Consider the following 26,224-nt stretch of genomic DNA (forward strand, 5'->3'; position numbering starts at 1 on the left):
TAAGAAGCCCTATGAGGTTACCGAAACCGATAATGCCAATGTGCTGTTGCGCTCGGAAGTGGTCAACCGCCTGGTGTCGCAGGGCAATAAAACCATCATCGTTACCTATCCTGAAGCAATCGGCGAAAAGGTGGTCTCGCGTAAACAGCTCAAAAAGAATGTGATCCAGATAGGCCGGGGGGAAAATCTTTCTGTTGATTTCCTCCTCGATGTTCTCATTGAATATGGATTTGAGCGCGTGGAATTTGTGGTTGAGCCCGGTCAATTTTCCCTGCGTGGGGGGATTATTGACGTGTACTCCTTTTCTAATGACTATCCCTTCCGTATCGAGATCATGGGCGAGCAGGTGGAAAGCCTTCGCTCCTTTGACCCGGTATCGCAGCTCTCAGTAAAAGTTCAGGACAGGGTCAGCATCCTGCCAGATATCGGGCAGATGAAAACAGAGGCTGAGGGGCGGGAGTTTCTGCTTGACTCGATGCCTGCCAACACCGTCGTATGGACCGAGGATACCGGCCTGGCGGAAGAAAAAATGAAGGCAGGACTGGAAAAGGCAGGAAACATTTATCATACGCTACACAGGGATCTGAAACACCTGAAACCTGAAGAAATGTTCCTGGAGCCGGACGTTTTCATCAATAAACTGAACAGGACCCGGGTCATTGAATTTCGCAAGGCATACCTGGCAAAGGAAACAGAGGCGGCAATAAAATTTGACTTTTCACCCCAGCCCTCTTTCAACAAGAACTTTGACCTGCTGATCAAAGATCTGGAAAAAAACACCTCCGGGGGCATTACCAACCTGATCCTTTCAGACAATCCACGGCAAATCGAGCGAATTGAATCCATCTTTGAGACCATTCATCAGAACGCTGATCGGGAGATGCGGTTTCAGTACGATGCCCTTTTGTTAAGCCTGCACGAAGGTTTTATTGACTACCAAACCCAGCTGGCTTGCTACACCGACCATCAGATCTTTGAGCGCTACCACCGCTTTAAGGTGCGCGATAAGTTTCCCGGAAAGCAAGCCATGTCTGTCAAAGATTTTCAAAACCTGAAACCCGGCGATTACATCACGCACATCGACCACGGGATTGGCATTTTCAGCGGCCTGGAAAAAATTGAAGTAAACGGCAAATTGCAGGAAGCCATTCGGCTGGTTTATAAGGACAACGATGTCCTTTACATCAGCATCCATTCATTACATCGTATTTCGCGATACAGTGGCAAGGAAGGCACGGTGCCCACCCTGCACAGGCTTGGCAGCAATACCTGGGCCAACCTGAAGAACAAAACCAAGAGCAAGGTCAAGGATATTGCGAAGGATCTGATCAATCTTTATGCACGAAGGCGAGCCCAGCATGGCTATGGCTTTGCCCCTGACACTTACCTACAGAACGAGCTGGAGGCTTCCTTTATTTATGAAGACACGCCCGACCAAGAGACAGCCACCTTTGACGTAAAGAAAGATATGGAAGCCCCCTATCCCATGGACCGGCTGATTTGCGGGGATGTGGGGTTCGGCAAAACAGAGGTGGCCATCCGGGCGGCCTTCAAAGCGGTGGCCGACTCGAAACAGGTAGCAGTGCTGGTACCTACCACCATCCTGGCATTGCAGCATTATTACACCTTCAATGACCGTTTGCGGGACCTCCCCTGCCGGGTGGATTACATCAGCCGTTTCCGCTCGGCCAAGGAAAAGAAAGCCGTGCTGGATGACCTGAAGGCAGGAAAAATCGATATCCTCATCGGGACGCACCGGCTCATCAGCAAGGATATAAAATTCAAGGATCTGGGATTGCTGGTCATTGATGAGGAGCAAAAATTCGGAGTGGCGGCCAAGGAAAGGCTCAAGCAGATGCGGGTGAATGTGGATACGCTGACGCTAACCGCCACACCTATCCCGCGCACACTGCAGTTTTCAATGATGGGGGCCCGCGACCTTTCGCGCATCAACACCCCTCCGCCCAACCGTTATCCCATCGTCACCGAACTTCACGTCTTTGGCGAAGAGCTGATCAGGGATGCCGTGATGAATGAAGTAAGCCGTGGCGGGCAGGTCTTTTTTATCCACAACCGGGTGCAGACCATCCTTGAGGTGGCAGGGATGGTTCAGCGTTTGTGCCCCGATGTGCGGGTTGCCGTTGGGCACGGTCAAATGGAGGGTGCGAAGCTGGAGAAGATTATGGTGGACTTTATCAACGGGGATTTCGATGTCTTGGTGTCGACCACGATTGTGGAATCGGGTCTGGATATCCCCAATGCCAATACCATCATCATCAACAATGCGCATCATTTTGGGTTGAGCGACCTGCACCAGATGCGCGGGCGCGTGGGACGCACCAACAAAAAAGCATTTTGTTACCTGCTCACCCCGCCCCTGAGCACCCTTACCGATGAGGCGCGCAAGCGCCTGCGGGCCATTGAGGAGTTTTCGGAGTTGGGCAGCGGCTTTAACATCGCCATGCGTGATCTCGACATCCGGGGGGCAGGAAACCTGCTGGGCGCCGAGCAAAGCGGATTCATCGCCGAGATCGGATTTGAGATGTACCAGAAAATCCTGGATGAGGCTATCACGGAATTAAAGGAAAAAGAATTTAAAGAGCTGTTTGCCGAAGGCATCAACCAGCGGAAATACCAGATAGGAGATTGCCAGCTGGAGACTGACTTTGAATTGATGATCCCCAGTCGTTATGTATCCAATACCGAAGAACGCCTGAGCCTTTACAAGGAATTGGACGGCCTTGAGGAAGAAGAGTCGCTGGAAGCCTTCGAAGCCCAGCTGGTTGACCGCTTCGGTCCTTTACCCGAAGCCACTGCCGGCCTGATGAAAGCCCTCAGGCTCCGCTGGAAAGGAAGGGAGATCGGCTTTGAGAAGATGATTCTGAAAAGCGGCTTGATGATCGGTTATTTTACCAGCCGAAAGGATTCACCCTATTACGAGAGCGATGCATTCAAAAGAGTATTGCGCTTTGCCCAGGAAAATTACAGAAAGTGCCAGCTGAAGGAAAGCAATGACAAGCTCAGTATGACCATCAAGTCAGTCACCGACATTGATCAGGCCCTGGAAATTGCAGAAGAAATCCTAGCTATAGGAAAGGTCTAGTCTTCTTCCCCTTTGAGCAATTCACTGATGTCCATAATCACTTTTTTCCCCAAGTGTTCAGCCTTTACGAGGCTGTCGCTTTCGCAATAGATGCGAATGATGGGTTCGGTATTTGAACGCCTCAGGTGCACCCATTCCTTATCAAAAAGAATCTTGGCGCCATCGGTCTGATCAATGGGATGCTTGGCATACTTTTCAATGATCTTGTTAAAGATCATATCGAGGTTTACCTCAGCAGGAAGTTCGATCTTATTCTTGGAGATGTAATATTCGGGATATTTTTTCTTAAGTACGGTACAAGTCTTTCCAGAACGCGCGAGGAGAGAGAGGTAAAGGGCAATTCCGACAAGGGCATCTCGTCCATAGTGCAACGCAGGATAAATAACGCCTCCGTTACCTTCACCGCCAATGACGGCATGGTGTTTTTTCATGGCTTCAACCACATTCACTTCACCAACGGCGCTTGAAAAATATTCCTGACCGTGCTCACGTGTAACCTCAGCCAGCGCCTGTGTGGAGGAAAGATTGCTGACGGTGTTTCCCGGCGTCTGTGAAAGCACATAATCGGCTACAGCCACAAGGGTATATTCTTCGCCAAACATTTCTTCATCCTCGCATACCAGCGCCAGCCGGTCTACATCTGGGTCAACAGCAATACCCAAATGGGCATTCTTATTGACAACTTCCGCAGAAAGTTCTATTAAATTTTCGGGAAGCGGTTCGGGGTTATGCGGGAAAATGCCATTGGGCTCACAATAAATCTCATGAATGGTTTTGACGCCCAAAGCTTCCAGTAAGAGAGGAACAGCCAGACCACCGGAAGAATTGACCCCATCCACCACAATCCGGAAATTGGCTTCCCGGATAGCTTCAACATCGACAATGGGCAGGGAAAGGATCTTCTCGATGTGCATCTCGATCATGCCATCTTCTTTAGAATAGTGTCCAAATTTCTCGATAGGAACAAAATCAAAAGCATTCCAGTCCAGAAACCGGTTCATTTCTTCACCCTGTTCAGCAGTAAGAAATTCCCCGTGCTCGTTAAGCAATTTGAGGGCGTTCCAGTTTTTGGGGTTATGGCTTGCTGTGATTATGATGCCTGCGTTGGCCTGAAAGAAACCTACAGCCATGGCAATGGTCGGAGTGGTGGAAATCCCCCCGTCAACAATATCAATGCCCATCGACTGCAGCACAGAGGTCACGATCTTATTAACAACTGGGCCTGAAATGCGGGCGTCGCGTCCCACAACGACTCTGAGGCGTTCTTCAGGAAAGCGACTCTTGAGCCACATGCCAAAAGCTCCCGAGAACTTTAAAACATCCACGGGCGAAAAACCTTCACCGGGCTTACCCCCTATTGTTCCCCTGATTCCTGAAATAGATTGAATGAGCGTCATTATCCTAATAAATTAAAACGTGCAAAGATAACACATGAAAACCATAGACCGCTCGCAAAATTTTCATTTTTCAGCGGAAAAGCTCCTTTCCCCCTGATCTGCATTTTATTAGCCTGTGGTTTTCCTGTAAACAAATTTATTAAATTAGTATTTTATATCAAAGCAAAATATTTTTATTTGAAATATTTTATTTTGCCTTTAAAAGTCATTTTTCTTAAGAATTCACAAATTTTTTATTCCTTATGAATAGTTCTTTGTCGTTTTTCGATAATGGCTAAATTTGTTTTCTGCAAAACCCCAAGGTAAGTGTTTAAAAACCTGATCAAATTTTTCTTACCGATAGGCCTGGCCTTCCTGCTTTTCTCAGGTTGTAACCCTGCCCGTAATATCCCTTCGGATCAGTATCTTCTGAACCGGAACAGGATAAAGGTATCGGATGCTGAGGTAAAGACAGAAGAGTTAAAGCCCTATTTAAGGCAAAAGCCCAACCGTCGCATCCTGGGGCTTTACCGTTTTCACCTCCAGGTCTACCAGCTGGCTGAAAGGGGGAAGGAGAACGGCCTGAAGCGCTGGATAAAAAACGCCATTGGAGAACCTCCCGTGGTCTTCGACCCGGTATTAATGGAAAGCAGTCAACGGCAGTTCGAGCTTTTTATGCAGGGAAAAGGATATTTTAATGCAAATATTGATACCAGAATTGACACCAATGGACGGAAGGCAAATATCATCTACCTCATCGAAGGTAAAACCCCTTACAGAATCAGAGATTTTAAGTATGTCATCCCGGATGATTACCTTGCTTCCTTTATTTGGGCCGATTCACTGAATACCCTGATCCATAGGCAGGATCAATATAATGCTGATCTGCTGGAAAGTGAACGGGAACGAATCACCCGGCAACTTCGAAACCAGGGGTTTTACAATTTTTCAAAAGACTTCATCTTTTTCCATGTGGACAGTATGGTAGGTGGTCACCAGGTTGACATTGACCTGCACGTCAGTCAGCCGAATGCCCAGAGAGGCCCGGGCAATGACAGCCTTCCTGAATTACGGCACAAGCGGTATATGGTTGACCAGGTCTTTATTTATCCTGATTTTTCTCCCTTCCTTAGCGGAACCACCCCCTTCGATACAACCTTTTTTGCCCCCTCTAAGCTAGGAAAAGGACCGGTATATCAGTTCCTCCACAACGATCCCATGAGTATCAGGCCAAGGGCGGTGGTTCATAATATTTTAATTGAACCCGGCCGGTATTTCCGGGGAAGGAATGTCGAACTGACTTATAATTACCTTAGCGGCTTGCGCAATTACAGGTTCATCAATATCCAATTTTCTGAGAACCTGCAGCCACATCAGGGTGAACCTTCCGATACCCTTGGTTTTCTGGATGCCCGCATACAGCTGGCCCGATCTCCTTCCAATGCCTTCACAGTGGAAGCTGAAGGGCTGAACTCCTCGGGCAACCTTGGCGTAGCGGGAAACTTTCTTTTCACCAACCGGAACATTTTCAGGGGTGCCGAGAGGCTTAACATCCGCCTGAAAGGCGCATTGGAAGTATCAGGAGAATCAGCCAGACAGGAAGTAATCAACCGTTTGCCCTTCAATACCGTTGAACTGGGCGCCGAGGTAAGCATTGACTTCCCAAAGTTACTGGCTCCGATCCCCATGGAAAGCCTTTCAAAGAACGCACGCCCGCGCAGCACCGTGCTCACTGGTATCAACTACCGCCAACGCCCCGACTATACGCGTTATATCTTCAACGTCAGCTATGGGTTTGAATGGAGCGAAAACGTCAGGAAGCGTCATTACCTCTACCCCATCGAGATCAGTTCAATCAAGGTATTTAACGACTCCATCCTGCAGTCGAGGATTCCTGCGGGAAATCCATTGATCCTAAGCCGTTACAAAGATCACTTGACGGCAGGTATCAAATACTCCTATGTTTTCAGCTCACAGCAACTTGGCAGGGAAGCCGACTTTATGTATTTCCGTGGAAACTTTGAATCGGCTGGCAACCTGATGCAACTTGCCAGCAGTGTTTTCGATGCTAACACCAATGAAGACGGAAACTATACCCTTTTCAACATCCCCTTTGCGCAATATTTGAAAGGGGATGCCGACTGGCGCTATTATAAGTTATTCGATCAGAGGAGCACCCTGGCTTTCCGCCTGATGGCAGGTGCCGGGATCCCCTATGGCAATTCAAGGGTGATGCCATTTGTCAGGAGCTTTTATGGAGGTGGGGCTAACAGTGTCCGTGCCTGGAGGATTTACACCCTGGGACCAGGGTCTTACCGCGACAGCCTGGGGATACGCTTTGACCGTTACGGGGATATTAAACTGGAAGCCAATATTGAACACCGTTTTGCCATTTACCGCTTCTGGCATGCAGCCTTTTTTGCTGATGCTGGCAACGTTTGGTTTATCAATGAAAACCCACAGTTTCCCGGGGGAGAATTCTCTCTGGATGACTTTTACCGTGAGATTGCTATCGGAGCGGGTGCAGGCCTTCGCCTCGACTTTGACTTCTTTGTTGTTCGTATTGATGCCGCCTTTCCTGTCCACGATCCTTCCCGTGAGCTTGGTGAACGATGGATTGACGACTGGCCCCGGCTAAGAACCTGGAACTTCAACCTGGGGATTGGTTATCCTTTCTGATGTTTGCTTATGACCCCTAAAGATATTAGACAAGCCATTTTAAAAGAATTCCCCTATTCCCCCACGGAAGATCAGAGTCAATTGATCGACCTGATGGCCGACTATATCCTAAAGGGGGACTCATCCTCTGTCTTTGTGCTGAAAGGTTATGCAGGCACAGGGAAAACCACCATTGTCAGCAGCCTGGTCCGCATCCTTCCTTCCTTGCGGGCCAATAGCATCCTGCTGGCCCCCACCGGAAGGGCCGCCAAGGTGCTTGCTGGTTACTCGGGAAGGAAAGCCTTCACCATCCACAAGAAGATATACCGCCTGCTGCCCACCGCAGATGGCTCTGTAAGCGTGGAACTCCAGCAAAACAAGCACAAGAACACCTTCTTCATTGTGGATGAAGCTTCCATGATCGGAGGGACCCGCAGTGAACAGTCAGAATTATTTGGAGGCACAAACCTGCTCGATGATTTATTGCGTTTTGTTAGCGAGGGCATAAATTGCAGGCTGGTCCTGATTGGGGACACCGCACAGCTTCCCCCAGTGATGACTACTGAAAGCCCTGCCCTGAGCGAAAAGTTTCTGAGTCAAAGGTATCATCTGAAGATATGGAATTTTGAGCTGAGGGAAGTCGTTCGCCAGGCCCGTGACAGCGGCATCCTTCATAATGCCACAATGATCCGTCAAATGCTGGGAGCAGGAAAGGAAGGCTATCCACAGATGCAGCTCCCGGGGTTCAGCGACATCCGGCGGCTGGAGGGCCCTGATGCCGCAGACGAAGTAAACAATGCCTATATGAGCCGCGACATGGAACAGTCGCTTATCGTTTGCCGGTCAAACAAAAGGGCAAACCTCTTCAACCAGCACATCCGCAGCAGGGTATTGTTCAGGGAGGATGAGATCAGCGCAGGCGACTTGTTGATGGTCGTCAAGAATAACTACTTCTGGCTGCCTGAGTCAAGCCAGGCCGGCTTTATTGCCAATGGTGACATCGTTGAACTGAAACGTATCAGACGCACTGAGGAGCTCTATGGCTTCCGCTTTGCAGAAGTGACCCTTCGCATGCTGGATTACCCCGAGGAGCCAGACCTGGAGGTCAAGATCATGCTCGATACATTAAACGCCGATGGCCCTTCACTCACCGCTGCCGATAGCAGGCGTCTGTTTGAAGAAGTAGCCGCGGATTATGCCCACATAGCGAGCAAAGGTGCCCGAATGGCCCAAATCAAGAACAACCCGCATTTCAATGCCCTGCAGGTGAAGTTTGCCTATGCCCTCACCTGCCACAAGGCCCAGGGCGGCCAATGGGCCAATGTGTTTGTGGAAATGGGTTATATCCCCAACAAGGAACCTGATACCGAATACCTGCGCTGGCTGTACACGGCCCTGACCAGGGCCACGGATAAGGTTTTCCTGCTCAATTTTACCGACGCATTCTTCCAGTAACAGAAATGACCCTTTCATAAAGGCTGGGACAATCGATAGTATGCTCCAAAAGCGAAGGAATATGAAACCCATCATCTATCAGATATTCGTCAGGCTTGCCGGGAACCGAAACAGTACCGTAAAGCCTTATGGCACAATTGAAGAAAACGGCTGTGGTAAGTTCAATGATTTGGATCAGCATTTCCTGGAAGAGATCAGGGCTTTCGGTGCCACACACATCTGGCTTACAGGCGTGATTTCGCATGCCACCCTAACGGATTATTCAACTTACAGATTACCCGCCAATCATCCCCATGTGGTCAAGGGCAGGGCTGGATCACCCTATGCAATCCGCGACTATTATGATGTATGTCCTGATCTGGCCGTAGACATCAACCGGCGAATGGAAGAATTTGAAGCCCTTATCGAACGGTGTAAAACGGCAGGCCTTGTTCCCATCATTGACTTTGTCCCCAACCACGTGGCCCGGGAATACCATTCAAAAATCAGGCCTGAAGGTGTTTCAGACCTGGGTGAGCACGACCAGACGGCACTGGCCTTTCATCCGCAGAACAATTTCTATTATATCCCTGGGCAGAGGCTAAGACTTCCCGAAGAGGTTCAACAGCTTCCATATGCCAGGGAGAAGGCATTGAAACCATTTGCTGAAGACCCTGCAAAAGTGACCGGCAACGACCAGTTTACCGCTTCACCTGGCATTAACGACTGGTATGAAACCATAAAACTGAACTATGGTGTAGACTATCAGAGAGGCGGCGCAGAATATTTTGACCCCCTCCCCGCCACATGGGAAAAAATGCTGGATATTCTGCTTTTTTGGGCAGGAAAGGGTGCCAAAGGCTTCCGCTGCGATATGGCCGAAATGGTACCTGTTGCATTCTGGAAATGGGCCATCAGGGAGGTGAAGGCAAAATACCCTGATACCCTTTTCATTGCCGAGATTTATAATCCCGGGGCTTATCACTTGTATCATGAAATCGGGGGCTTCGACTACCTCTATGACAAGGAGGGCTTATACAACCTCATGCGCGAAGTGATGACAGGGGGAAAACCAGCCGCTTCCCTGAGCCAGGCATGGAAGGATCTGGAAGGGCTGGATGCCTGTATGCTCCGTTTCCTGGAAAACCATGACGAGCAACGCATTGCCTCCCCCCAGTTTGCGGGAGATATGCGGGCAGGAATCCCCGGAATGGCCGTGGCAGCAACCATGCATCAGGGCCCACTGATGATCTATTTTGGTCAGGAAATGGGTGAAAAAGCAGCTGGTGTTGCCGGCTTCAGTGGAGAGGATGGACGGACAACCATATTCGATTATTTTCATGTACCCGCCTTTCAGCAATGGTTCAACCAAGGCAGGTGCAACAATGAAAAACTTAATCCTGATCAAATCAGGCTGAAAGAAACTTACACGACTCTTCTGCACTTGGCCCAGGATCCTGTTATCACCCAGGGACATTTTTATGACCTGATGTGGTTCAACCAGGGGAAGGAAGACTTTGATGACCGCCACCTTTATTGTTTCCTTCGCTGGGAAAATGTTAAAGCCTGGCTTGTGGTGTCCAGTTTCTGCCAAAATGACAACATCCTGGCATACATCAGGATCCCTTCCCACTTTTTTGAAGTGGCAGAAATGAACCGGGCGGAAACCTTGCAGATCAATGCGATTCAGGGCATAACAAACCTTCCGAAAGAGATGAACCTGATCCAGGCCGAAAATATTGGAATCCCCATAGAAATTAATCCATATAGCTATATCATTATTTCGATAAATGCTTAACCAGAATGGCTCTTAGAGGTTATTTTAAGGGATTTTTTCAAAAAAATATTATTTTGTAACATATTGATTATTAATATTTATTAAAATATAGGATAAGAATTTTTCAATTTTGGCCTGAGTTTTGATACTAAGTAATTATTGTAAAAATATTAGCTGATTTTTTTTAAATTTTTTTACATTTGTCTGCTTTTTTAACCAATAACCAATTTACCTATGAATCAATTTCGTAACACTACCCAGTCGATTTCAAAGACTTTCTTCGCGGCAATCCTTACCTTGACTGTCCTGCTTGCTGCTCCTGCCCTTTCTTTTGGACAGGAAACCGAAGAACCCAAGAAGGAATTCCGTTTTGCGGATCAGGACCTCTTGAATTTTTATGATGCCAACCGTGAATTAAGCGAACTCCAGAAGGAAACCAACGAGAAAATCGTTGCAGCCGTTGAAGCCAATGGTCTCACCATGGAGCGTTTCAATCAGATTGCCAGTGCAGCTCAGATCGGTGCCCTCGATGGCGGGATGTATTCGGAGGAAGAAATATCATTCTTCAATACGGCTGCCCCTCAAATCACCGAAATTCAGAAGGAGATGCAGGGCAAAATTGAAGCCGCCCTGATGGAATTGGGGCTGAATAGCGATTATTACCAGGAGATCATGAATGAGTTCAGGGCAGACGCCGATCTGCAGACCCATGTTCGCGAACTTTTGCGCGAGCGGGCCCGCCAGGCGGCGCGCGAAGCAAGGCAACGTGAAAGAGAACTGGAAGAACAAAACAAATAAAAAATAAAAGAACCGGGGTCTCCCCGGTTTTTTTATACCACCTCGGCAACCACAAAAGTACTGCCACCCACAAAGATCAGATCCCTTCCTGATGCCTCCCTTTTGGCTGCCAGCAAGGCTTCTTTCACGGTGGCATACACCTCCCCTTTCAGCCCTTCGGAAGCTGCAGCTGCCGCAAGGCTATGGGGGTTCAGACCTCGGGGAACATCTGGCTTGCAGAAATAATAGGTGGCATCCTTTGGGAAAAGAGACAACACCCCCTTGACATCCTTGTCATCCACCATCCCCAGAACGATCCTCAGCTTGTCATATGCAAGGGTTGACAACTGACTTGTGACCATTTTTATTCCATCACTGTTGTGCCCTGTGTCGCAAATGATCCTTGGCCTTTTGCCCAGCTGATACCAGCGCCCCCTGAACCCGGTGTTCTCTTTCACCTGCGACAAACCCTGGCGCAGGGCCAGGTCTGATACCCGGAACTTCCCCTGACGGTTGAGGAACTCAAGGGCGGTAAGCGCAGTGGCAAGGTTTTCCTGCTGATAGACCCCCAGCAAATCAGTCTTATAGGTGTGTAATTCCCCACCGGGACGTTTAAAGCTTATTTCCTGGAAAAGCTGGCCTGCGTGGTCTTTGGTTTCTGCGCTGACAAAAGCATAGCAATCGCTGGCATTAAAAATGGGCGCTCCTTTTTCATCAGCAAAGGCTTCGAAAACTTCCTGAACACCTGCCTGATGCTTCCCTACAACAAGGGGTATACCCTTTTTGATGATGCCTGCCTTTTCTGCCGCAATCTTTTCCAGAGTATTGCCCAGCAGGTTCATATGATCCATCCCAATGTTGGTGATAATGGAGATTTCGGGCGTAACAATATTGGTGGAATCAAGCCTTCCCCCAAGGCCGGTTTCAACCACTGCAACATCCACCTGCTCGCGGGCAAAATAATCGAAGGTCAGCCCAATGGTGATCTCAAAAAACGACGGGCTGAGTTGTTCGAAAAAGCCCTTGTTTTTTTGAATGAATTCCGTTACTGCGGTTTTGGGAATCATTTTCCCGTTGATCCGTATCCTTTCCCTGAAATCCTTTAAGTGGGGGGAAGTAGCCAGGCCGGTTTTGTACCCCTGCTGCTGCAGCACCGATGCCAGCATATTGGCCACCGAGCCCTTGCCGTTGGTGCCCGCAATATGGATACTCCTGAACTTTTTTTCAGGCTCGCCCAGGTGCCTGCTCAGGGCCAGGGTATTATCCAGGTTGGCTTTGTAAGCAGCAGGGCCAATACGGTGAAACATGGGCAACTGCTCGAACAGGTACCCCAGGGTTTCCTTGTAGTTCATTTAATTCTGGATAACGAAATTGTAGGTAATGGTACCCGTTTGTTCTTCGGGGGCATTGAGATTCCTATCGAAGCGAGCCTGGCGGGCTGCATCTTCTGCCAGCCGCCAAAGGGTGCGATTGGTGGTTGTGGTACCCCTGGCCCCTGCCGTTGCCCTGACCACCCTGCCCTCGCGATCGACGGTGATAGAGACCACCACCTTGCCAGACTCCTGGATGTTATAAGTAGGTTTTGGAAGCACATTGGGCCTGCGGCCTGTAAGATCGTAACTCACGCCTCCCTGGCCTACGCCATCGCCTTCTCCACCCGGAGCGCCTGTGGGGCTGCCCTGGGCGCCCTGCTGGCCGGTAGTGCCTTGCGACTGGCTGCTGGTGCTGCGTTGATCAGCCCCCGGGAACATGGCCCTGGGGTCCACCTGTGGCTGAGGCTCCTGGACAGGGGTTTGCTCGGCAGGCTGCTGCTGAGTCTGGGTGGGTTGCTGAGGCCGTGGACGGGTTGTGGTTTGAGGAATGGGAACCGCCTCCTCAGTATTTTGGGTGGCCACCTCCTCCTGCACAGGGTTGGGCTGCGCCGGGACAGGCATGGGCGGTGAACTCGACAGGGGAATCAGGTCGCCCATCCCCTGGTCAGAATACCCAAGGGCTACAAGTACTCCTTGCTCTTCAGGCAGTGGCAAAGGGGTGCGCAATCCGAAAAAGAAAAACAGCAGCAGCAGCCCGACATGAAATACGATCGTGCCGATGAGTGCATACTGATTATCTTTCCTGGAGAGTTCTTCCATTTTACGGAGCGGGTTGGGTGGCTAGAATTACTTTATGACGGCTTTGATTGGCATTGTTAATGTTATTTACCACGTCGATCACGTTCACAATATATTGCACGGGCACACTCTGATCAGCCCTGAGCACAACAGAACCTTCTTCTTCATTAGCCAAAAGCTGAAGCAGCCCACTGTGAAGCTCATCGGTGGTTACAGGGGTTTCTTCCAGGAACATCTGGTAATCCTCATTGAGATAAACCGTAACGGTTTGCTTGGCCATTGTGCGGCTTTCGCTTGAGGGCAGCAGCAGCTTAATGGCATTGGGCGCAATGAGGGTGGAGGTCAGCATAAAAAAGATCAGCAACAGGAACACCAGGTCAGACATGGAGGCCATGTTGAAGGTGAGGTTGCGTTTATTGCGCATTTGAATGGCCATAACAAATCAGGATTAGGAAGCGGGTTCGTGCAAAAGGTCCATAAACTCGGTGGCGCGGGCCTCGAGGATAAAGACCACCTTTTCGATGCGGGCCACCAGGATATTGTAACAGATATAAGCCAATACGCCCACGGCCAAGCCGGTCACAGTAGTCACCATGGCTTCATAAATGCCCCCGGCAAGCAGGCTGATATCGATGTTGTTTCCAGCCATTGACATATTGTAAAACGCCTTGATCATTCCAATTACCGTGCCAAGAAAACCCAGCATGGGCGCTGCACCGGCAACCGTTGCCAGCACGGCAATGTTCTTTTCAAGCTTGGATATCTCGAGTTTACCCACATTTTCAATGGCTGCATTGATGTCGTTCAGCGGGCGCCCGATACGAACAATGCCCTTGGCAATCATCCGGGCAATGGGCGACTGGTTATTTTTGCAAAGCGACTTGGCCGAATCGATGCGACCATCGTGAATAAAATCGCGGATATTATTCATGAAGTTGGTTTCCTCTTTCGAAGCCCTGCTGATGGCCATGTACCGTTCAATAAAAATATAAATGGCCCAGATCGAAAGGATAGCCAGCGGAATCATGATGATCCCACCCTTTACCATTAAACTCCAGAGCGTCATGGTTTCAAATGTCTGCGTCGGGGTTTGCGCCAATGTATCGACAACCTGGGCGGTGCTGCCCATCTGAACCTGCAATAGAATGTGGCTTAACATCTGCTTCTGTTTTTGTTTTAGTTAGATAACTGATGGATAGCTGTTTTATTTTATACGCTGCAAATTTAATAATGTTTTGCCGTTTCCCCACTATTCCTTGATTCTGCTAAGCTTTTTGACCCTAAAAAGAAGAGAAAAAGAAAAGAAGCGGGACCCTCCGTTTAGCCTCCATGAGCATAATCTGCATCATGCAAAAGTCGGGTTTAAACAAACTTTGGCAATGTAAAATTATCCTTAATTGGATTAAATAACGCTAATTTTTATTAATTTTACGCTTCCAAAAAATTCAAAACATAAAAAACTATGGCAAAAATTAAAACCGCTATCAACGGCTTTGGTCGTATTGGCCGTTTGACCCTGAAAGCAGCCCTCAAGAATGAGGACATTGAAATTGTAGCAGTAAACGACCTGACCGACAGCGCCACTTTAGCCCACCTTTTGAAATATGACTCTACGCATGGAAAGTTCCCCGGTACTGTTAGTGCAGAGGGTGAATACCTCGTCGTTAACGGGAAGAAGATCCGCGTATATTCTGAGAAAGACCCAGCCAATCTTCCCTGGAAAGAATTGGGAATCCAGGTTGTTGTTGAATCGACCGGCGTATTCCGCGATCGTGAAAAGATCAGCAAGCACCTGCAGGCAGGCGCTGAAAAGGTGGTCCTCTGTGTGCCTTCAAAAAGCGCCAGCGATGTTGACGCCACCGTGGTACTTGGCGTAAATGACGATGATATTAAGCCCGAACACAAGATCTTTTCCAACGCTTCATGCACCACCAACTGCCTGGCACCTGTTGCCAAGGTAATCAACGACAAGTTTGGCATCAAGCGCGGACTGATGAACACCATTCACTCGTATACCAACGACCAGATCATCCTTGATGCGCCGCACAAAGACCTGCGCCGTGCCCGTTCAGCCGCCCTCAGCATCATCCCCACCACTACTGGCGCAGCCAAGGCTGTTGGCCTGGTGATCCCAGCCCTCAAAGGCAAAATGGACGGTTTCGCCATGCGCGTACCCACCCCCGATGGCTCTGTTGTTGACCTGACCGTGGAACTCGAAAAAAATGTAACCAAGGAAGAGATCAACCAGGCACTCAAGGAAGCCGCCGAAGGCCCCATGAAAGGCATCCTGGAATTCTGTTCTGACCCCATCGTATCGGCCGACATCATTGGCAACACCCATTCTTCCATCTTCGATTCCCTGTTGACCCAGGTGATCGATGGCAACTTTGTAAAGGTTGTTTCGTGGTATGACAATGAATTTGGCTATGCCAGCCGCGTGGTTGACCTGGTAGCCAAGATTGGCTAAGCATCCCGCATAATATCTCTTGTTGAAGCTGCTCGATTGAAATGGAGCAGCTTCTTTTTTTCCCCTCTCCGCATCATCACTTCCTGATTTCTGCACTCCAAAAAAGCAAAGCCTGCAATAAGTGCAGGCTTGGGATCCTTTAAGCCATTTCCAATCTTTTTGAGGCCACTACCCTTCCATCACCCTGCCATGGTCAGGGTTTATACGGTTTAAACCGTATAAACTATGAGCATGGTACGAGCATGGTAGGTGGATGGTATCGGAGAATTACGACAAATAAATATTTTTCTAAGATAAATAAACTGTAATTTAAAAAACCAGTTCAACACTTTGATTATCAACTAAATAATTAGAAAATAATTGTTTTGGGAAGTTATTTTAAAGGTTAAGGATCAAAAGGAATAGTAAAAATCAAGTAAAATTTTTTCTCGATTACGGGAAACGCGTAAATGCATAAATCTTTTAGGTTGTAATATTGAAACTTGTTATTCTTCCACCAACTTTAATGTTTGATCACATGAAAGCCAGGTTTATTCCCATCGTTCTTGGGATGCTATTCATTCCTTCCGAATTTTTTGCCAGCCGGCCATTACCCTTCAGAGAGGCGAACAGTCTCAATTTTTCTCCAGTTTTGCCGAAGCCCTGTCATCAGCCCAGCAGGGCGATGTCATGTACCTCCCGGGTGGAAGCTTCAATATTGGGAATGTCATCACCGACCAGGCCATTTTGCCCGAAACCAATCCCCAGGGTCAGATAGACGTCAACATCCAGGTAGAGGCTCAGCCCAGATAAATCACTCAAATCAACAAACACTAACTTTCCTTTAATGAAAAAGCAAATCTTTTTACTGGCCTTTATACTGTTAGCAGCAGGCCAGGCATTCAGCCAGAAGACCATTGCCGTGCAAAGCAATGGCACCGCGACCTTTCACACCGACTGGGCTTCGGCCTGGGCAGCCACCCAAGCCGGCGACACCATTTATTTGCCCGGCGGAACCTTTAACATTGGGTATTTCACGATTGACAAACCAGTGGCCATCATTGGGGTGGGACATGACCCGACGCAAACGCATGACGGTTTATTTTCGCACCTCAATGGAACGATTTATCTTGCAGAAGGCTCAGATAATACCTTGCTGCACGGCTTCCAACTGGGCAATCTTTATTTTTACGCGAACTACCTGAACCAGGCTGTTTCAAACATCACCATTTCAAGGTGCCGGGTCACAGGTGCCGTAAACATGGGATATACTGCCCCTTCTCCGGTTCAGCATGTGCTTTTTACAGAAAACGTGCTGATTAATGTAAACGGATTTAATGCGCAGAACATCCAATTCTACAAAAACATCATAGATGGTTATATTCAGCAATTTAATGGAACGACCATTTTCTCAAACAATATCTTCACTTTTGGTTATTACTCCAGCTGGACATGGCATCTCCCCATCCGTAACGTGAAGAACAGCCTCTTTCAGAACAATATTTTCAGGGTTGACAACAATCCCCTTGACGGCAACTGCCTGAACAACCTGATTCAGAACAATATCTTCCTCAAAAATTTTACGCCTGATCCGCAAACAGACGAAAACATCTGGCAGGCTAATTTTTTCGGCCAGACATTTGACAACGTTTTCGTGAATTACCTTACAGGGCCTTTCAATCCTGATTTCGATTACCACCTTTTGTCCACCTCTGTTGGTGTAAATGCAGGGGTGGATGGTTTTGACATTGGCATTTTTGGCACGGCGATTCCTTACAAGGAAGGCGCCGTTCCCTTTAATCCCCAGATCATATTCGAACAGGTATCGAACCAGACGGACGAGGCAGGAAATATCAGTGTGCAGGTTGAGGTTGAATCACAATCCCGATAACAAACCAAAACACATAGAAAATGAACACAATGAAAAAGATTCTCATTTCAATGCTCATGCTGGTGGTAAGCTTATCGCTCAGCGCCCAGGGCCGTTTTGTCATCCAGAACGGCGAGAACAGCCAGGTTTATACCACCTTTCAAAACGCTTTTGCTGCCCTGGTGGATGGAGATACCCTGTATATTCCAGGTGGTACTTATATCATTGGCGACATTAATATTGACAAAAAAGTGACCATGGTGGGTGCCGGACACTATCCTGCCCATACCACGGCAACAGGTCTAACGATTTTGCAAGGAAACATCAGGTTTATCACAGGATCAGATTACAGTCACATCCAGGGATTTTACCTCACCGGAGGGATCCAGCTGGGGACTTCCTCGAGCAACCAGGCTGTCAGTTACATTACCATAAGCCGCAGTAATCTGAATGGGATAAAACTTTATGCTTCCAGCCCTGCAACGGCACAAAATATTCACATCACTGAGAATGTGATCCGGGGATCCATCGATGGGGGAAATGCTCAGCATGTCCTCATTGAAAAGAACATTGTGACAAACATTTACAACTTCAACAATAATGTTTTGATATCCAACAACATTGTTCTTCAAACCAATGGAGACACTTTCCAGCATATGTATACGTGTGTCTTCCAGAACAATGTCATCCTTCACAATGGTTCTTATTTTCTTTATGCAAGTTCTTCAAATACTTTTCTAAATAATCTTTTTGTAAAAACCATAACCTTCAGTCCCCCCGATTACGGTTCAGGCAACATCATCAGCCAGCCGCTGGCCAGCATTTTTGTCAATTATCCGGGGGGTGCTTTCAGTTATGATTTCGATTTTCATCTGCAGGAAACCAGCCCCGGCAATAATGCTGGAACCGATGGCTTTGATATTGGGATCTATGGAACCGCAGTGCCTTATAAAGAAGGTGCTGTACCCTTTAATCCCCATATCACCAGCCAGGAGGTTTCACCCGGAACCAATGAAGCCGGTGAGATAGAAGTAAACATCCAGGTGGAAGCACAAAACCGTTAATTTCAAAACATTAAGAAAAAATATCAATTATGAAGAACCTAAAAATCTATTTCTTTATCATAGCGCTGCTTATGGTTGTTTCGGCGCAAGCCCAAAACCGGTTTATTGTTCAGAACGGTACAACCACAGAAATCTTCAGCACCTTTGCCCAGGCCCTGGCTGGAAGCGAGGCGGGTGACACCCTTTATATGCCGGGGGGCACTTTCCCCATCGGGAATGTTTACATCGACCATACCCTGACCCTGATCGGGACAGGACATTACCCGGATTACACCGCTGCCACAGGGGTTACCTGGCTGGATGGCAACATTTACCTCAGGGCAGGAGCCGATAACAGTTTCCTGCAGGGCTTTTATCTCACCGGCAGTATAAACATTGGAAGCAGCGCGGCAAACCAGGCAGTAAACTTTTTGACCATCAGCAGATGTAACATTGAGAATATCAAACTCTACTATTACACCCCTGCCACGGCAGAACAAATCCACATCCTTGAAAATGTCATCAGAAATACCATTATCGGGGGAAATGCCCAATACGTGCTGATTGAGAAAAACATTGTACATAACATCAGCCAGTTCAGCGACAACACGATGATCACCAACAACATTGTCCTGAAGGAATCCAGTGACACTTTCAATGGTCTGTATTCGTGCCTGATCCAAAACAACATTTTCCTGCACACGGGGAGTTACTTTTTTTACAACAGCACATCCAACACCCTGCTTAACAACCTTTTTGTAAGGGAATTCGTCATGCCTGGCAACAATACCGGATCAGGCAATATTGGAGGACAGGCCCTAAGCAGCATTTTCGTGAATGTTGAAGGGAGTGTTTTTGGTTATGAATACGACTATCATCTCCAGGCCGGGAGCCCGGGGGTGAATGGCGGTACCGACGGGAATGACATCGGCATTTATGGTACCACCATTCCTTATAAGGAAGGTGCCATTCCATTCAATCCCAGTATTACTTTCGAGCAGGTATCGCCACTGGTCAATGAGGAAGGGAATATAGAAGTAGAGGTTAATGTTTCAGCACAAGAACGTTAAACGGAAACAAGATGAAAAAACTACTTTTTATAATCATAATTTTGGCTGGGCTGACTGTTAAAGGACAGGTGCCACTGATCGATCGTTATGAGTATTGGTTCAACCAGGACGAGCAGTCCAGCGTGAGCGTGAGCCTTACGCCAGTGGCGCAAGCCAATATTCAGCTTTCGTTGGGCACTGCAACGCTTCCCGAGGGTCTGAACAGCTTTACCATCCGTTTCCGGGACACGGAAGATGCTTGGTCAGCGCCGCTTACCCGGTTTTTCGTAAAGTTGCCTGCCACAGAAAACGGTGGCTCGCAGAAACAGATCGTGGCCTGGGCATATTGCTTCAACCAGGATGAGATGGTCATGCAGGCACTAACCCCTTCTGAGTCAATAAGCGTTGACGAAATGATCAGTGCGACTGCATTGCCCGATGGACTGAATTCTTTCTCCGCCAGGTTTCAGGACAATACCGGAGCCTGGTCATCGATGCTGACGCGTTTCTTTGTAAAGGTTCCTCAAACGGAAATTGCCGGACAGGAAAAACAAATTGTGGGTTATGAATACTGGTTGAACCAGAGTGAAGCGATTTGGGAAACCGTCACTCCGGGGGTGAGTTTAAGTCTCAGTGAAGTGCTTGGCGTTTCTGAATTGCCCGAAGGCTTGAACACCTTCTCCCTTCGTTTTAAGGACAATACCGGGGCATGGTCTTCGGTACTGAGCAGGTTCTTTGTTAAGCAACCTTTGGCTAGTGGCAATGGAGAGGACGCTGCCATTGCAGGCTATCAGATATGGTTTAACAACAACTTTGAAGCAGCCATTGAAGAAAACTTTACAGGAGAGGCAACTTTCAGCCTGGTAGAGACGCTTACAGCGGCAGACCTGCCCAATGGGCTGAATAACGTCAGCATCCGTTTTAAGGATAATAGGGGCCAGTGGAGCAGTGTGCTGAGCAAATTCTTTGTGAAGAACCCCGTACAGGAAAACGAAGGCCCCAACCTGATGACTGCCTATGAATACTGGCTGGAAGACGCAGAAGGCAACCTGTTTGACACCAATGGTCAGGAAGGCAGGGTTTTAGTCACTCTTGAGGAGCCCATTAACCCCTTGTTGCTCGACCTTGACCTTGACCTCAGGATGATCCCTCACGGGAATTATTCCCTGATGTTCCGCTTTTTGGACATTCGGGGAAGCTGGAGCAGTGTGCTGAGCAGTGAGATTGTGAAAAACGCTCTGCCCTTTGCTTATTTCGAAGCAGAGCAAACCACCTTCTGCGGCTATGGAGAGGTTACTTTCTATAATTTCAGTGTGGATGCGGATGAATTTGCATGGAGTATAAATGGGGGAATTGTTAGTTATGAACCTGAGCTAGCCAATTATCAGTTAAACGGTCCGGGATTATACACCGTTTCACTTACTGCAACCTGGTCAGAGACCGGAGAGTCGCATACTTACACCGTCGAAGACATGATCGTTGTACATACTCTGCCTGAGGTACTTATCAATAGCGATGGGGCTTTAGAGTTTTGTGATGGCGGTTCAGTGGTTCTGTCCTCCAGCATGGAAGGTATTTACCAATGGGCAACCGGGGAAACCACTCAAGAAATCACCGTAACTGAAACTGGCGATTACTGGCTATTGTTTACCGATGAAAACCAGTGTGAAATATACGTTGGCGGGGTTTTTGTCACTGTGTTTGAGTTGCCTGATGCTCAGGTTCTTTTACCTGAAAATGGGCCCTGGTGTGATGGCGAAGAAATTGTAATCGTGGCCTATCCAGACGATAGCAGCAACAGCTTTTTGTGGTCGACCGGTGAAACAACGTCTGAGATATCCATTGATCAATCAGGCGATTACTGGGTTGAGGTTACCGATTACAACCAGTGCACTGCCCAAAGCCCAACTGAAGAGGTGATTTTTCATCCCCTGCCTGAGCCATCGTTTTCCTATGAGGTGAACAACTACCTGGCAAGCTTCAACAACACCAGTCAGGGGGCTGCCACCTATTACTGGGACTTCGGCGACGGGACGCATTCCACTGAGATGAACCCTGAACATCAGTACACCTCTGCAGGTGCATTTGAAATCTGCCTGACAGCTACTTCAGCGGCAGGGTGTATTGAAACCCACTGCCAAACCATGAGCATTACCGTTGGGATCAACCAACCAGGCTTGCTCAGCTCAGAAAAGGTATACCCTGTGCCCTTCAGCCAATACCTGAACATCAGCCTACCTAACGGGCATCAATGGCAAGTAATCCAGGTCATCAGCGTATCTGGCCGGGTTATCACCCGCATGGAAGCCCCCGAAGGACAAGCCCTGGTATACTTAAGCACTGCAGAATGGGATCCCGGGCTTTATCTTATCTTATTAACCTCAAGGAGCGGTGAACAGACTACACTGAGGGCGATCAAACAGTAGCAAAACCATTTTTAAAAAAAGCCGGGCAAAAAAACCCGGCTTTTTTTATTCCCCAACCAATATGATTTTCTACATTTGTTTTCTGCACCCCAACCCTTAGATATGTTTCACGCTTCACTCCGATACCAGCCCGAGAAGATCAAAGCCCAGGGCGATAAGATCCTGAAAAGTCCCTTTTTCTCCCAACTGCTGGAAGATGTTCCTGTGGTATTGCTTATCATCAATGATGCCCGTCAAGTGGTTTATGTCAACAAGGACTTGCTGGCCGGGCTTAGCAGCGATGGGAGGAAAGAACTTTTGGGACTCAGACCAGGGGAATGCCTGGAATGCATACATGCCACTGAGGGGAATTTTGGCTGCGGGTCGACGGCCTATTGCAGGGTTTGCGGCCTTGCCAACACCATCGAATTGAGTGAAGATGGCAGGAGTGGACAGGGCGAATGCAGCATTTCCTTAAAAGACGGAGAATCGCTTACGTTGAAGGTTCACTCCAAACCGTTTCAATATGGTAAGGCAAATTTTGTATTTGTTGCCCTGGAGGACATCAGCGACCGCAAGGCCAGAATGATGCTCGAGAACATCTTTCTGCACGACCTGAGGAACACCTCGGCCATTCTTTCCGGTTTACAAGAAGTATTTGAAGACCTGGATGCGGAGGAGACCAAGAAGATCCTTAAGGACGTGGCTGTAAGAATTGATGAAGAGATCAGGACTTACCACCTGATCAGTTCAGCAGAGAATCAGCAGCTCGATACCCATCCAATGGTCATTAACCTTCCTGACATGGTTCAGGAAGTGATCTCTTCCCTGCTTCTCAACCAGAAATTTAACCGTAAACAAGTTGAATATGATGGCGAGCGGCAAATCATCCGGACAGATAAGACGCTTCTGCGCCAGGTACTTGTAAACATGATTAAAAACGGCATGGAAGCAGGCCCAGCCAACGATACGATTTCAATTGGTCATCGCTTTGATGCCTCGGCCAAAAAGATCATCATTGAGGTAAAAAACAGGCAGGTCATGCCCCGTGAGGTACAGTTGAAGGTATTCCAGAAATCGTTTTCCACGAAAGGCCAGGGCCGTGGCTGGGGTACCTATAGCATAAAACTGCTCACTGAAAAATACCTTCATGGGGAAGCCAGTTTTGTCAGTACTGACGCCACCGGAACCATCTTTTCCATTCAGCTGCCTGAGAGCCTGAACGGCAGACGCCTTGAATAAAAAACCTTTATAAAGTTTATCATTCCCAGAAACTTCAGGCTTAAATCATTTCAATCTTTCACCTATTCTCCTTATATTCGTAAACGAATTCAGGGATGCAGGAAAGCATTTTCCTGCAAAGGTTCGGATGGAAACTCCCCACCTGCTTCTGTTTTTGCCTTCCGGACCACATTCTTTGCGAAACTTTTTTTTCATCCATAAACTTGAATTAAAAATGAAAAACACTATGGAAAACAAAGCAAAACGAAGAACTGCACTAATGATGAGCCTGATGTTGGCATTTGTATTTCTCTGGTCATGCGGAGGCGGAAATCAGCAGAAGGCAATGGAGGAGCAATTACAGGATGCGAAGGATAGCGCAATCCAAAGCCTGAACGACTTGCAGAAAGACCTTGATGACCGGATTGCCTACATTGATGAGCAAATGGAAACTGCAAATGAGGAGGTAAAGGAGGATCTGGCGGCAGCCCGGGCAGAATTTGAGGAGCAAAAAGTCATGGTTTCGGAGGAATTGAAAAAAATTGAAGAAGCCGGACTGGACACCTGGGATTCTGTTGTTGCTAAGACCAATGAACTGGTGGCAGATATTAAAAAAGCCAGGAACGAAGTTTCCCTGAAGGTAAGAGAATTGCTGGACGGCGAGGAATAACTGAACCTTATTTTTCCGGAGAAAAATCCCTATCGAGGAAACGTTCCAGTTTCAGGTGGTTTCCGTCGAATACGGCATAGGTGAACTGGGTAACCCAGTCACCGATGTTTATGTAACGTGTTTGCCCGTTGACAGGGAAATCAAGAGGCAGGTGGCGATGACCAAACACAAAGTAATCGAATTGTTTGTTTTTCAGCATATCCTTACAAAATCTTATTAAGCGCTCCTTTTCCTCGCCTAAAAATACTTCATCGGCAGTCTGGTTGGCAATCCTGCTTTTGCGGGAGAAATGCAGGGCTATGCCTGTCCCCAAGCCCGGATGGAGTAAGGAAAACAGTTTTTGGTTTATCCTGGAAGAGAATACCCTTTTCAGGAATTTATATCCATGGTCGCCGGGCCCCAGTCCATCTCCATGGCCAATAAAGAATTGCTTCCCGTTGTATGCCCGTTCCACCGGATGGCGAAAAACCTTCAGGCCCAATTCCTTTTCAAAATAGTCAAAAGCCCAGAGGTCATGGTTCCCGGTAAAATAATAGATGGGTAAGCCCTGATCTGCCAGCGTAGCCAGTTTGCCAAGCAACCTGACAAATCCTTTGGGGACTACCGTCTTATACTCAAACCAGAAATCGAAGATATCACCCAGGAGATAAATCTCCGCGGCATCGTTTGAAACCTGGTCGAGCCATTGAACCAGGAGTTTCTCACGCTCAAGGCTACGGGCATGCGTGGGAACCCCTAAATGGGCATCGGAAACAAAGTAGATCTTTTTACCCGGCTGAATCTTCATGGCCTAAGGCTTAGCGCTTTGTCGGCAAAGATAGACAATCATCGCAAGCCATTTCTTTTACCAATGATTTTTTTGCTAATGAAACTCCCGGATTTTAAATTGGCAGGAACCACCAAATGTTGTATTTTTATAGTGAAAAGAAAAGAAACCATAAAACAGGAGAAGAAATGGAGAAATTATTACAAGAGCTGAAAGCGCTGTCAGGAAAAAAGATTGAGCCTAATATCGTCCGTGAGTTGATCCGCTCCCACGATCTAAGGAACCTGGATTACGAATCTTTTCTTGAAGGCCAGGACCTTACGGAGTACCGAAGGATTCCGCTGATAGAAGAACCTGTGCAGGCCTTTATAATGATCAGACCCCCTCAGCACAACCTGGCCATCCATCATCATAACAATTTCTGGGGTTTTATTGTCCCCCTCCAGGGCATAGTAGCAGAAACCATTTATCGTTACGACCAACCCAAGAGTAAGGTATATATTCATCCCACCAAAACATTTAGCAAGGGGGATTATATTTATGAACCCTTCAATGTGCTGCACAAACTACAGAACAATTCACCCATAGAACCGGCCATCACTTTTCACATCAGGTATCCCAGCGTTTACAACTATACCGGAACCATGATCATCGATGCGAAAAACCGCCGGCTGGCCGTTCTGAGCGATAAGGCTGAGAAGATCGGTTGGGATTTGCCGAAAGACCATTATGAAAGGATCGAAGAGGAGGCCTACGACCTGGAAAAACTCTGGTAAAGGAATACCAAGCCTGTTCCATTAAAACTGATTTTGGATGACCATTTGAAGGTCTCTCAGGTAGCGGAAGGGATTGGCCTTGTCGAGATGCAGGGAAAAAGTCACACGCTGAAAATAATTGTCAAAGGCAAAATCGGCAACCTGCTTCAGGTCTGATGAAGTAGTGATGGGGAAGTTTATTTCCAGGAAGTTCTTGATGGGAACGAACTGAACCCCTAAAACCCAGCTAAGGCTTCGGGAGCCATTAAAAGCACTGGAAGCACCGGCATAAGTCCCTGCATCAAAATAGGCTTTCATGGGTAGGGACGGGAAATCTGCTTTCAGGTTCACCGCCATCAGCCAGTCCCAGGTCTGTCCAACAGAGGTAGGGTATTTAAACCCGCCATCCTGCTCCGTGATTTGATTCCCCAAAAAAGTTCCCGCTGGTTCTGTACGCCCCAGGAATGTAGTCCCAAATCCATAATCTTGGATACCCCTGTAGCCCCCCAGTCGGAAGCGATAATCAACCTGACTGTTATCAGAAGGACTATTCAGAAAAGTACCCGCAAAAAACCGAAAAGAGATCCCTTTGGGCAAGGCCTCATAGTGCCTGAAATATTTTACCTGCCCTGAGAGTTTTGAAAAACCCTCCCCCTGCTCCAGGTTCAACCCAAAGGAATAGGGGTTCAGAACCCTGTTTTGTTCCCAGGTAAAGCCTGCTTCATGCAACAAATAAGTTTTTGCTTCAGCCTGAGGTTCCCCA

21 protein-coding genes are annotated in these 26,224 nt (G+C 47.9%); 13 read left to right on the top strand and 8 right to left on the bottom strand.

Annotation, left to right across the window (positions count from 1 at the left end; translation table 11 throughout):
• Window positions 1-3,103, top strand: a 3,103-nt coding sequence (mfd, locus tag V2I46_09875) for a transcription-repair coupling factor (protein MEE4177807.1), incomplete at its 5' end; no start/stop codon positions are given.
• On the opposite strand, the gene glmM is transcribed toward mfd, so the two are convergent.
• Window positions 3,100-4,500: a phosphoglucosamine mutase gene (glmM, locus tag V2I46_09880; GenBank protein ID MEE4177808.1), complete on the bottom strand. Its 1,401-nt coding sequence runs from the start codon at window positions 4,498-4,500 to the stop codon at window positions 3,100-3,102. The two genes, mfd and glmM, sit on opposite strands and share 4 nt — an antisense overlap.
• Before the next feature lie 306 nt (window positions 4,501-4,806).
• On the opposite strand from glmM, the gene V2I46_09885 reads away from it, so the two are divergent.
• The 4 genes from V2I46_09885 to V2I46_09900 all read left to right on the top strand — a co-directional run bounded on the left by V2I46_09885 (window position 4,807) and on the right by V2I46_09900 (window position 11,146).
• Window positions 4,807-7,158, top strand: coding sequence for a BamA/TamA family outer membrane protein (locus V2I46_09885; GenBank protein ID MEE4177809.1), 2,352 nt, complete (start codon window positions 4,807-4,809; stop codon window positions 7,156-7,158).
• 9 nt (window positions 7,159-7,167) lie between these two features.
• On the top strand, window positions 7,168-8,592 hold the full coding sequence (locus tag V2I46_09890) for an AAA family ATPase (GenBank protein ID MEE4177810.1): 1,425 nt from the start codon (window positions 7,168-7,170) through the stop codon (window positions 8,590-8,592).
• Window positions 8,593-8,653: 61 nt separating this feature from the next.
• Window positions 8,654-10,369, top strand: coding sequence for an alpha-amylase family protein (locus V2I46_09895; GenBank protein ID MEE4177811.1), 1,716 nt, complete (start codon window positions 8,654-8,656; stop codon window positions 10,367-10,369).
• 213 nt (window positions 10,370-10,582) lie between these two features.
• The gene (locus V2I46_09900; GenBank protein MEE4177812.1) at window positions 10,583-11,146 is read left to right on the top strand and encodes a DUF4168 domain-containing protein; all 564 of its coding nucleotides are present in this window, start codon (window positions 10,583-10,585) and stop codon (window positions 11,144-11,146) included.
• A 32-nt stretch (window positions 11,147-11,178) separates the two neighbouring features.
• Here the strand turns inward: V2I46_09900 and V2I46_09905 are convergent, their stop codons facing one another.
• The 4 genes from V2I46_09905 to V2I46_09920 are packed head-to-tail and all read right to left on the bottom strand — an operon-like array spanning window position 11,179 to window position 14,395.
• Complete coding sequence (locus V2I46_09905; GenBank protein MEE4177813.1) at window positions 11,179-12,477, bottom strand: folylpolyglutamate synthase/dihydrofolate synthase family protein; 1,299 nt, start codon at window positions 12,475-12,477, stop codon at window positions 11,179-11,181.
• The gene (locus tag V2I46_09910; protein ID MEE4177814.1) at window positions 12,478-13,257 is read right to left on the bottom strand and encodes a hypothetical protein; all 780 of its coding nucleotides are present in this window, start codon (window positions 13,255-13,257) and stop codon (window positions 12,478-12,480) included.
• A 1-nt stretch (window position 13,258) separates the two neighbouring features.
• Entirely contained in the window at window positions 13,259-13,672 is a 414-nt protein-coding gene (locus V2I46_09915) for a biopolymer transporter ExbD (GenBank protein ID MEE4177815.1), read from the bottom strand.
• 12 nt (window positions 13,673-13,684) lie between these two features.
• Window positions 13,685-14,395 carry a MotA/TolQ/ExbB proton channel family protein gene (locus tag V2I46_09920; protein MEE4177816.1) on the bottom strand — a complete coding sequence of 237 codons (711 nt, stop codon included), beginning with the start codon at window positions 14,393-14,395 and terminating at the stop codon, window positions 13,685-13,687.
• A 303-nt stretch (window positions 14,396-14,698) separates the two neighbouring features.
• On the opposite strand from V2I46_09920, the gene gap reads away from it, so the two are divergent.
• Window positions 14,699-15,703: a type I glyceraldehyde-3-phosphate dehydrogenase gene (gap, locus tag V2I46_09925; protein ID MEE4177817.1), complete on the top strand. Its 1,005-nt coding sequence runs from the start codon at window positions 14,699-14,701 to the stop codon at window positions 15,701-15,703.
• Between the two features lie 648 nt (window positions 15,704-16,351).
• Here gap and V2I46_09930 read toward each other — a convergent pair.
• The gene (locus V2I46_09930) at window positions 16,352-16,504 is read right to left on the bottom strand and encodes a hypothetical protein (protein ID MEE4177818.1); all 153 of its coding nucleotides are present in this window, start codon (window positions 16,502-16,504) and stop codon (window positions 16,352-16,354) included.
• 25 nt (window positions 16,505-16,529) lie between these two features.
• Between V2I46_09930 and V2I46_09935 the strand changes: the two genes are divergently transcribed.
• From V2I46_09935 to V2I46_09960, 6 genes are all read left to right on the top strand, one after another.
• The gene (locus tag V2I46_09935; protein ID MEE4177819.1) at window positions 16,530-17,573 is read left to right on the top strand and encodes a hypothetical protein; all 1,044 of its coding nucleotides are present in this window, start codon (window positions 16,530-16,532) and stop codon (window positions 17,571-17,573) included.
• A 20-nt stretch (window positions 17,574-17,593) separates the two neighbouring features.
• Entirely contained in the window at window positions 17,594-18,616 is a 1,023-nt protein-coding gene (locus tag V2I46_09940; GenBank protein ID MEE4177820.1) for a right-handed parallel beta-helix repeat-containing protein, read from the top strand.
• A gap of 29 nt (window positions 18,617-18,645) precedes the next feature.
• Complete coding sequence (locus tag V2I46_09945; protein ID MEE4177821.1) at window positions 18,646-19,665, top strand: hypothetical protein; 1,020 nt, start codon at window positions 18,646-18,648, stop codon at window positions 19,663-19,665.
• Between the two features lie 11 nt (window positions 19,666-19,676).
• The gene (locus tag V2I46_09950) at window positions 19,677-22,070 is read left to right on the top strand and encodes a PKD domain-containing protein (protein ID MEE4177822.1); all 2,394 of its coding nucleotides are present in this window, start codon (window positions 19,677-19,679) and stop codon (window positions 22,068-22,070) included.
• A 102-nt stretch (window positions 22,071-22,172) separates the two neighbouring features.
• On the top strand, window positions 22,173-23,291 hold the full coding sequence (locus V2I46_09955; protein ID MEE4177823.1) for a HAMP domain-containing sensor histidine kinase: 1,119 nt from the start codon (window positions 22,173-22,175) through the stop codon (window positions 23,289-23,291).
• A 226-nt stretch (window positions 23,292-23,517) separates the two neighbouring features.
• The gene (locus tag V2I46_09960) at window positions 23,518-23,940 is read left to right on the top strand and encodes a hypothetical protein (protein MEE4177824.1); all 423 of its coding nucleotides are present in this window, start codon (window positions 23,518-23,520) and stop codon (window positions 23,938-23,940) included.
• Between the two features lie 7 nt (window positions 23,941-23,947).
• On the opposite strand, the gene V2I46_09965 is transcribed toward V2I46_09960, so the two are convergent.
• Window positions 23,948-24,727 (bottom strand): UDP-2,3-diacylglucosamine diphosphatase, encoded by a 780-nt coding sequence (locus V2I46_09965; GenBank protein MEE4177825.1) that lies wholly within the window; start codon window positions 24,725-24,727, stop codon window positions 23,948-23,950.
• A 167-nt stretch (window positions 24,728-24,894) separates the two neighbouring features.
• Between V2I46_09965 and V2I46_09970 the strand changes: the two genes are divergently transcribed.
• Window positions 24,895-25,482, top strand: coding sequence for a hypothetical protein (locus tag V2I46_09970; protein MEE4177826.1), 588 nt, complete (start codon window positions 24,895-24,897; stop codon window positions 25,480-25,482).
• A 21-nt stretch (window positions 25,483-25,503) separates the two neighbouring features.
• Here the strand turns inward: V2I46_09970 and V2I46_09975 are convergent.
• On the bottom strand, window positions 25,504-26,224 hold a 721-nt coding region (locus V2I46_09975), incomplete at its 5' end, for a hypothetical protein (GenBank protein ID MEE4177827.1).

The organism is Bacteroides sp., assembly GCA_036351255.1.
Lineage (GTDB): Bacteria > Bacteroidota > Bacteroidia > Bacteroidales > UBA7960 > UBA7960.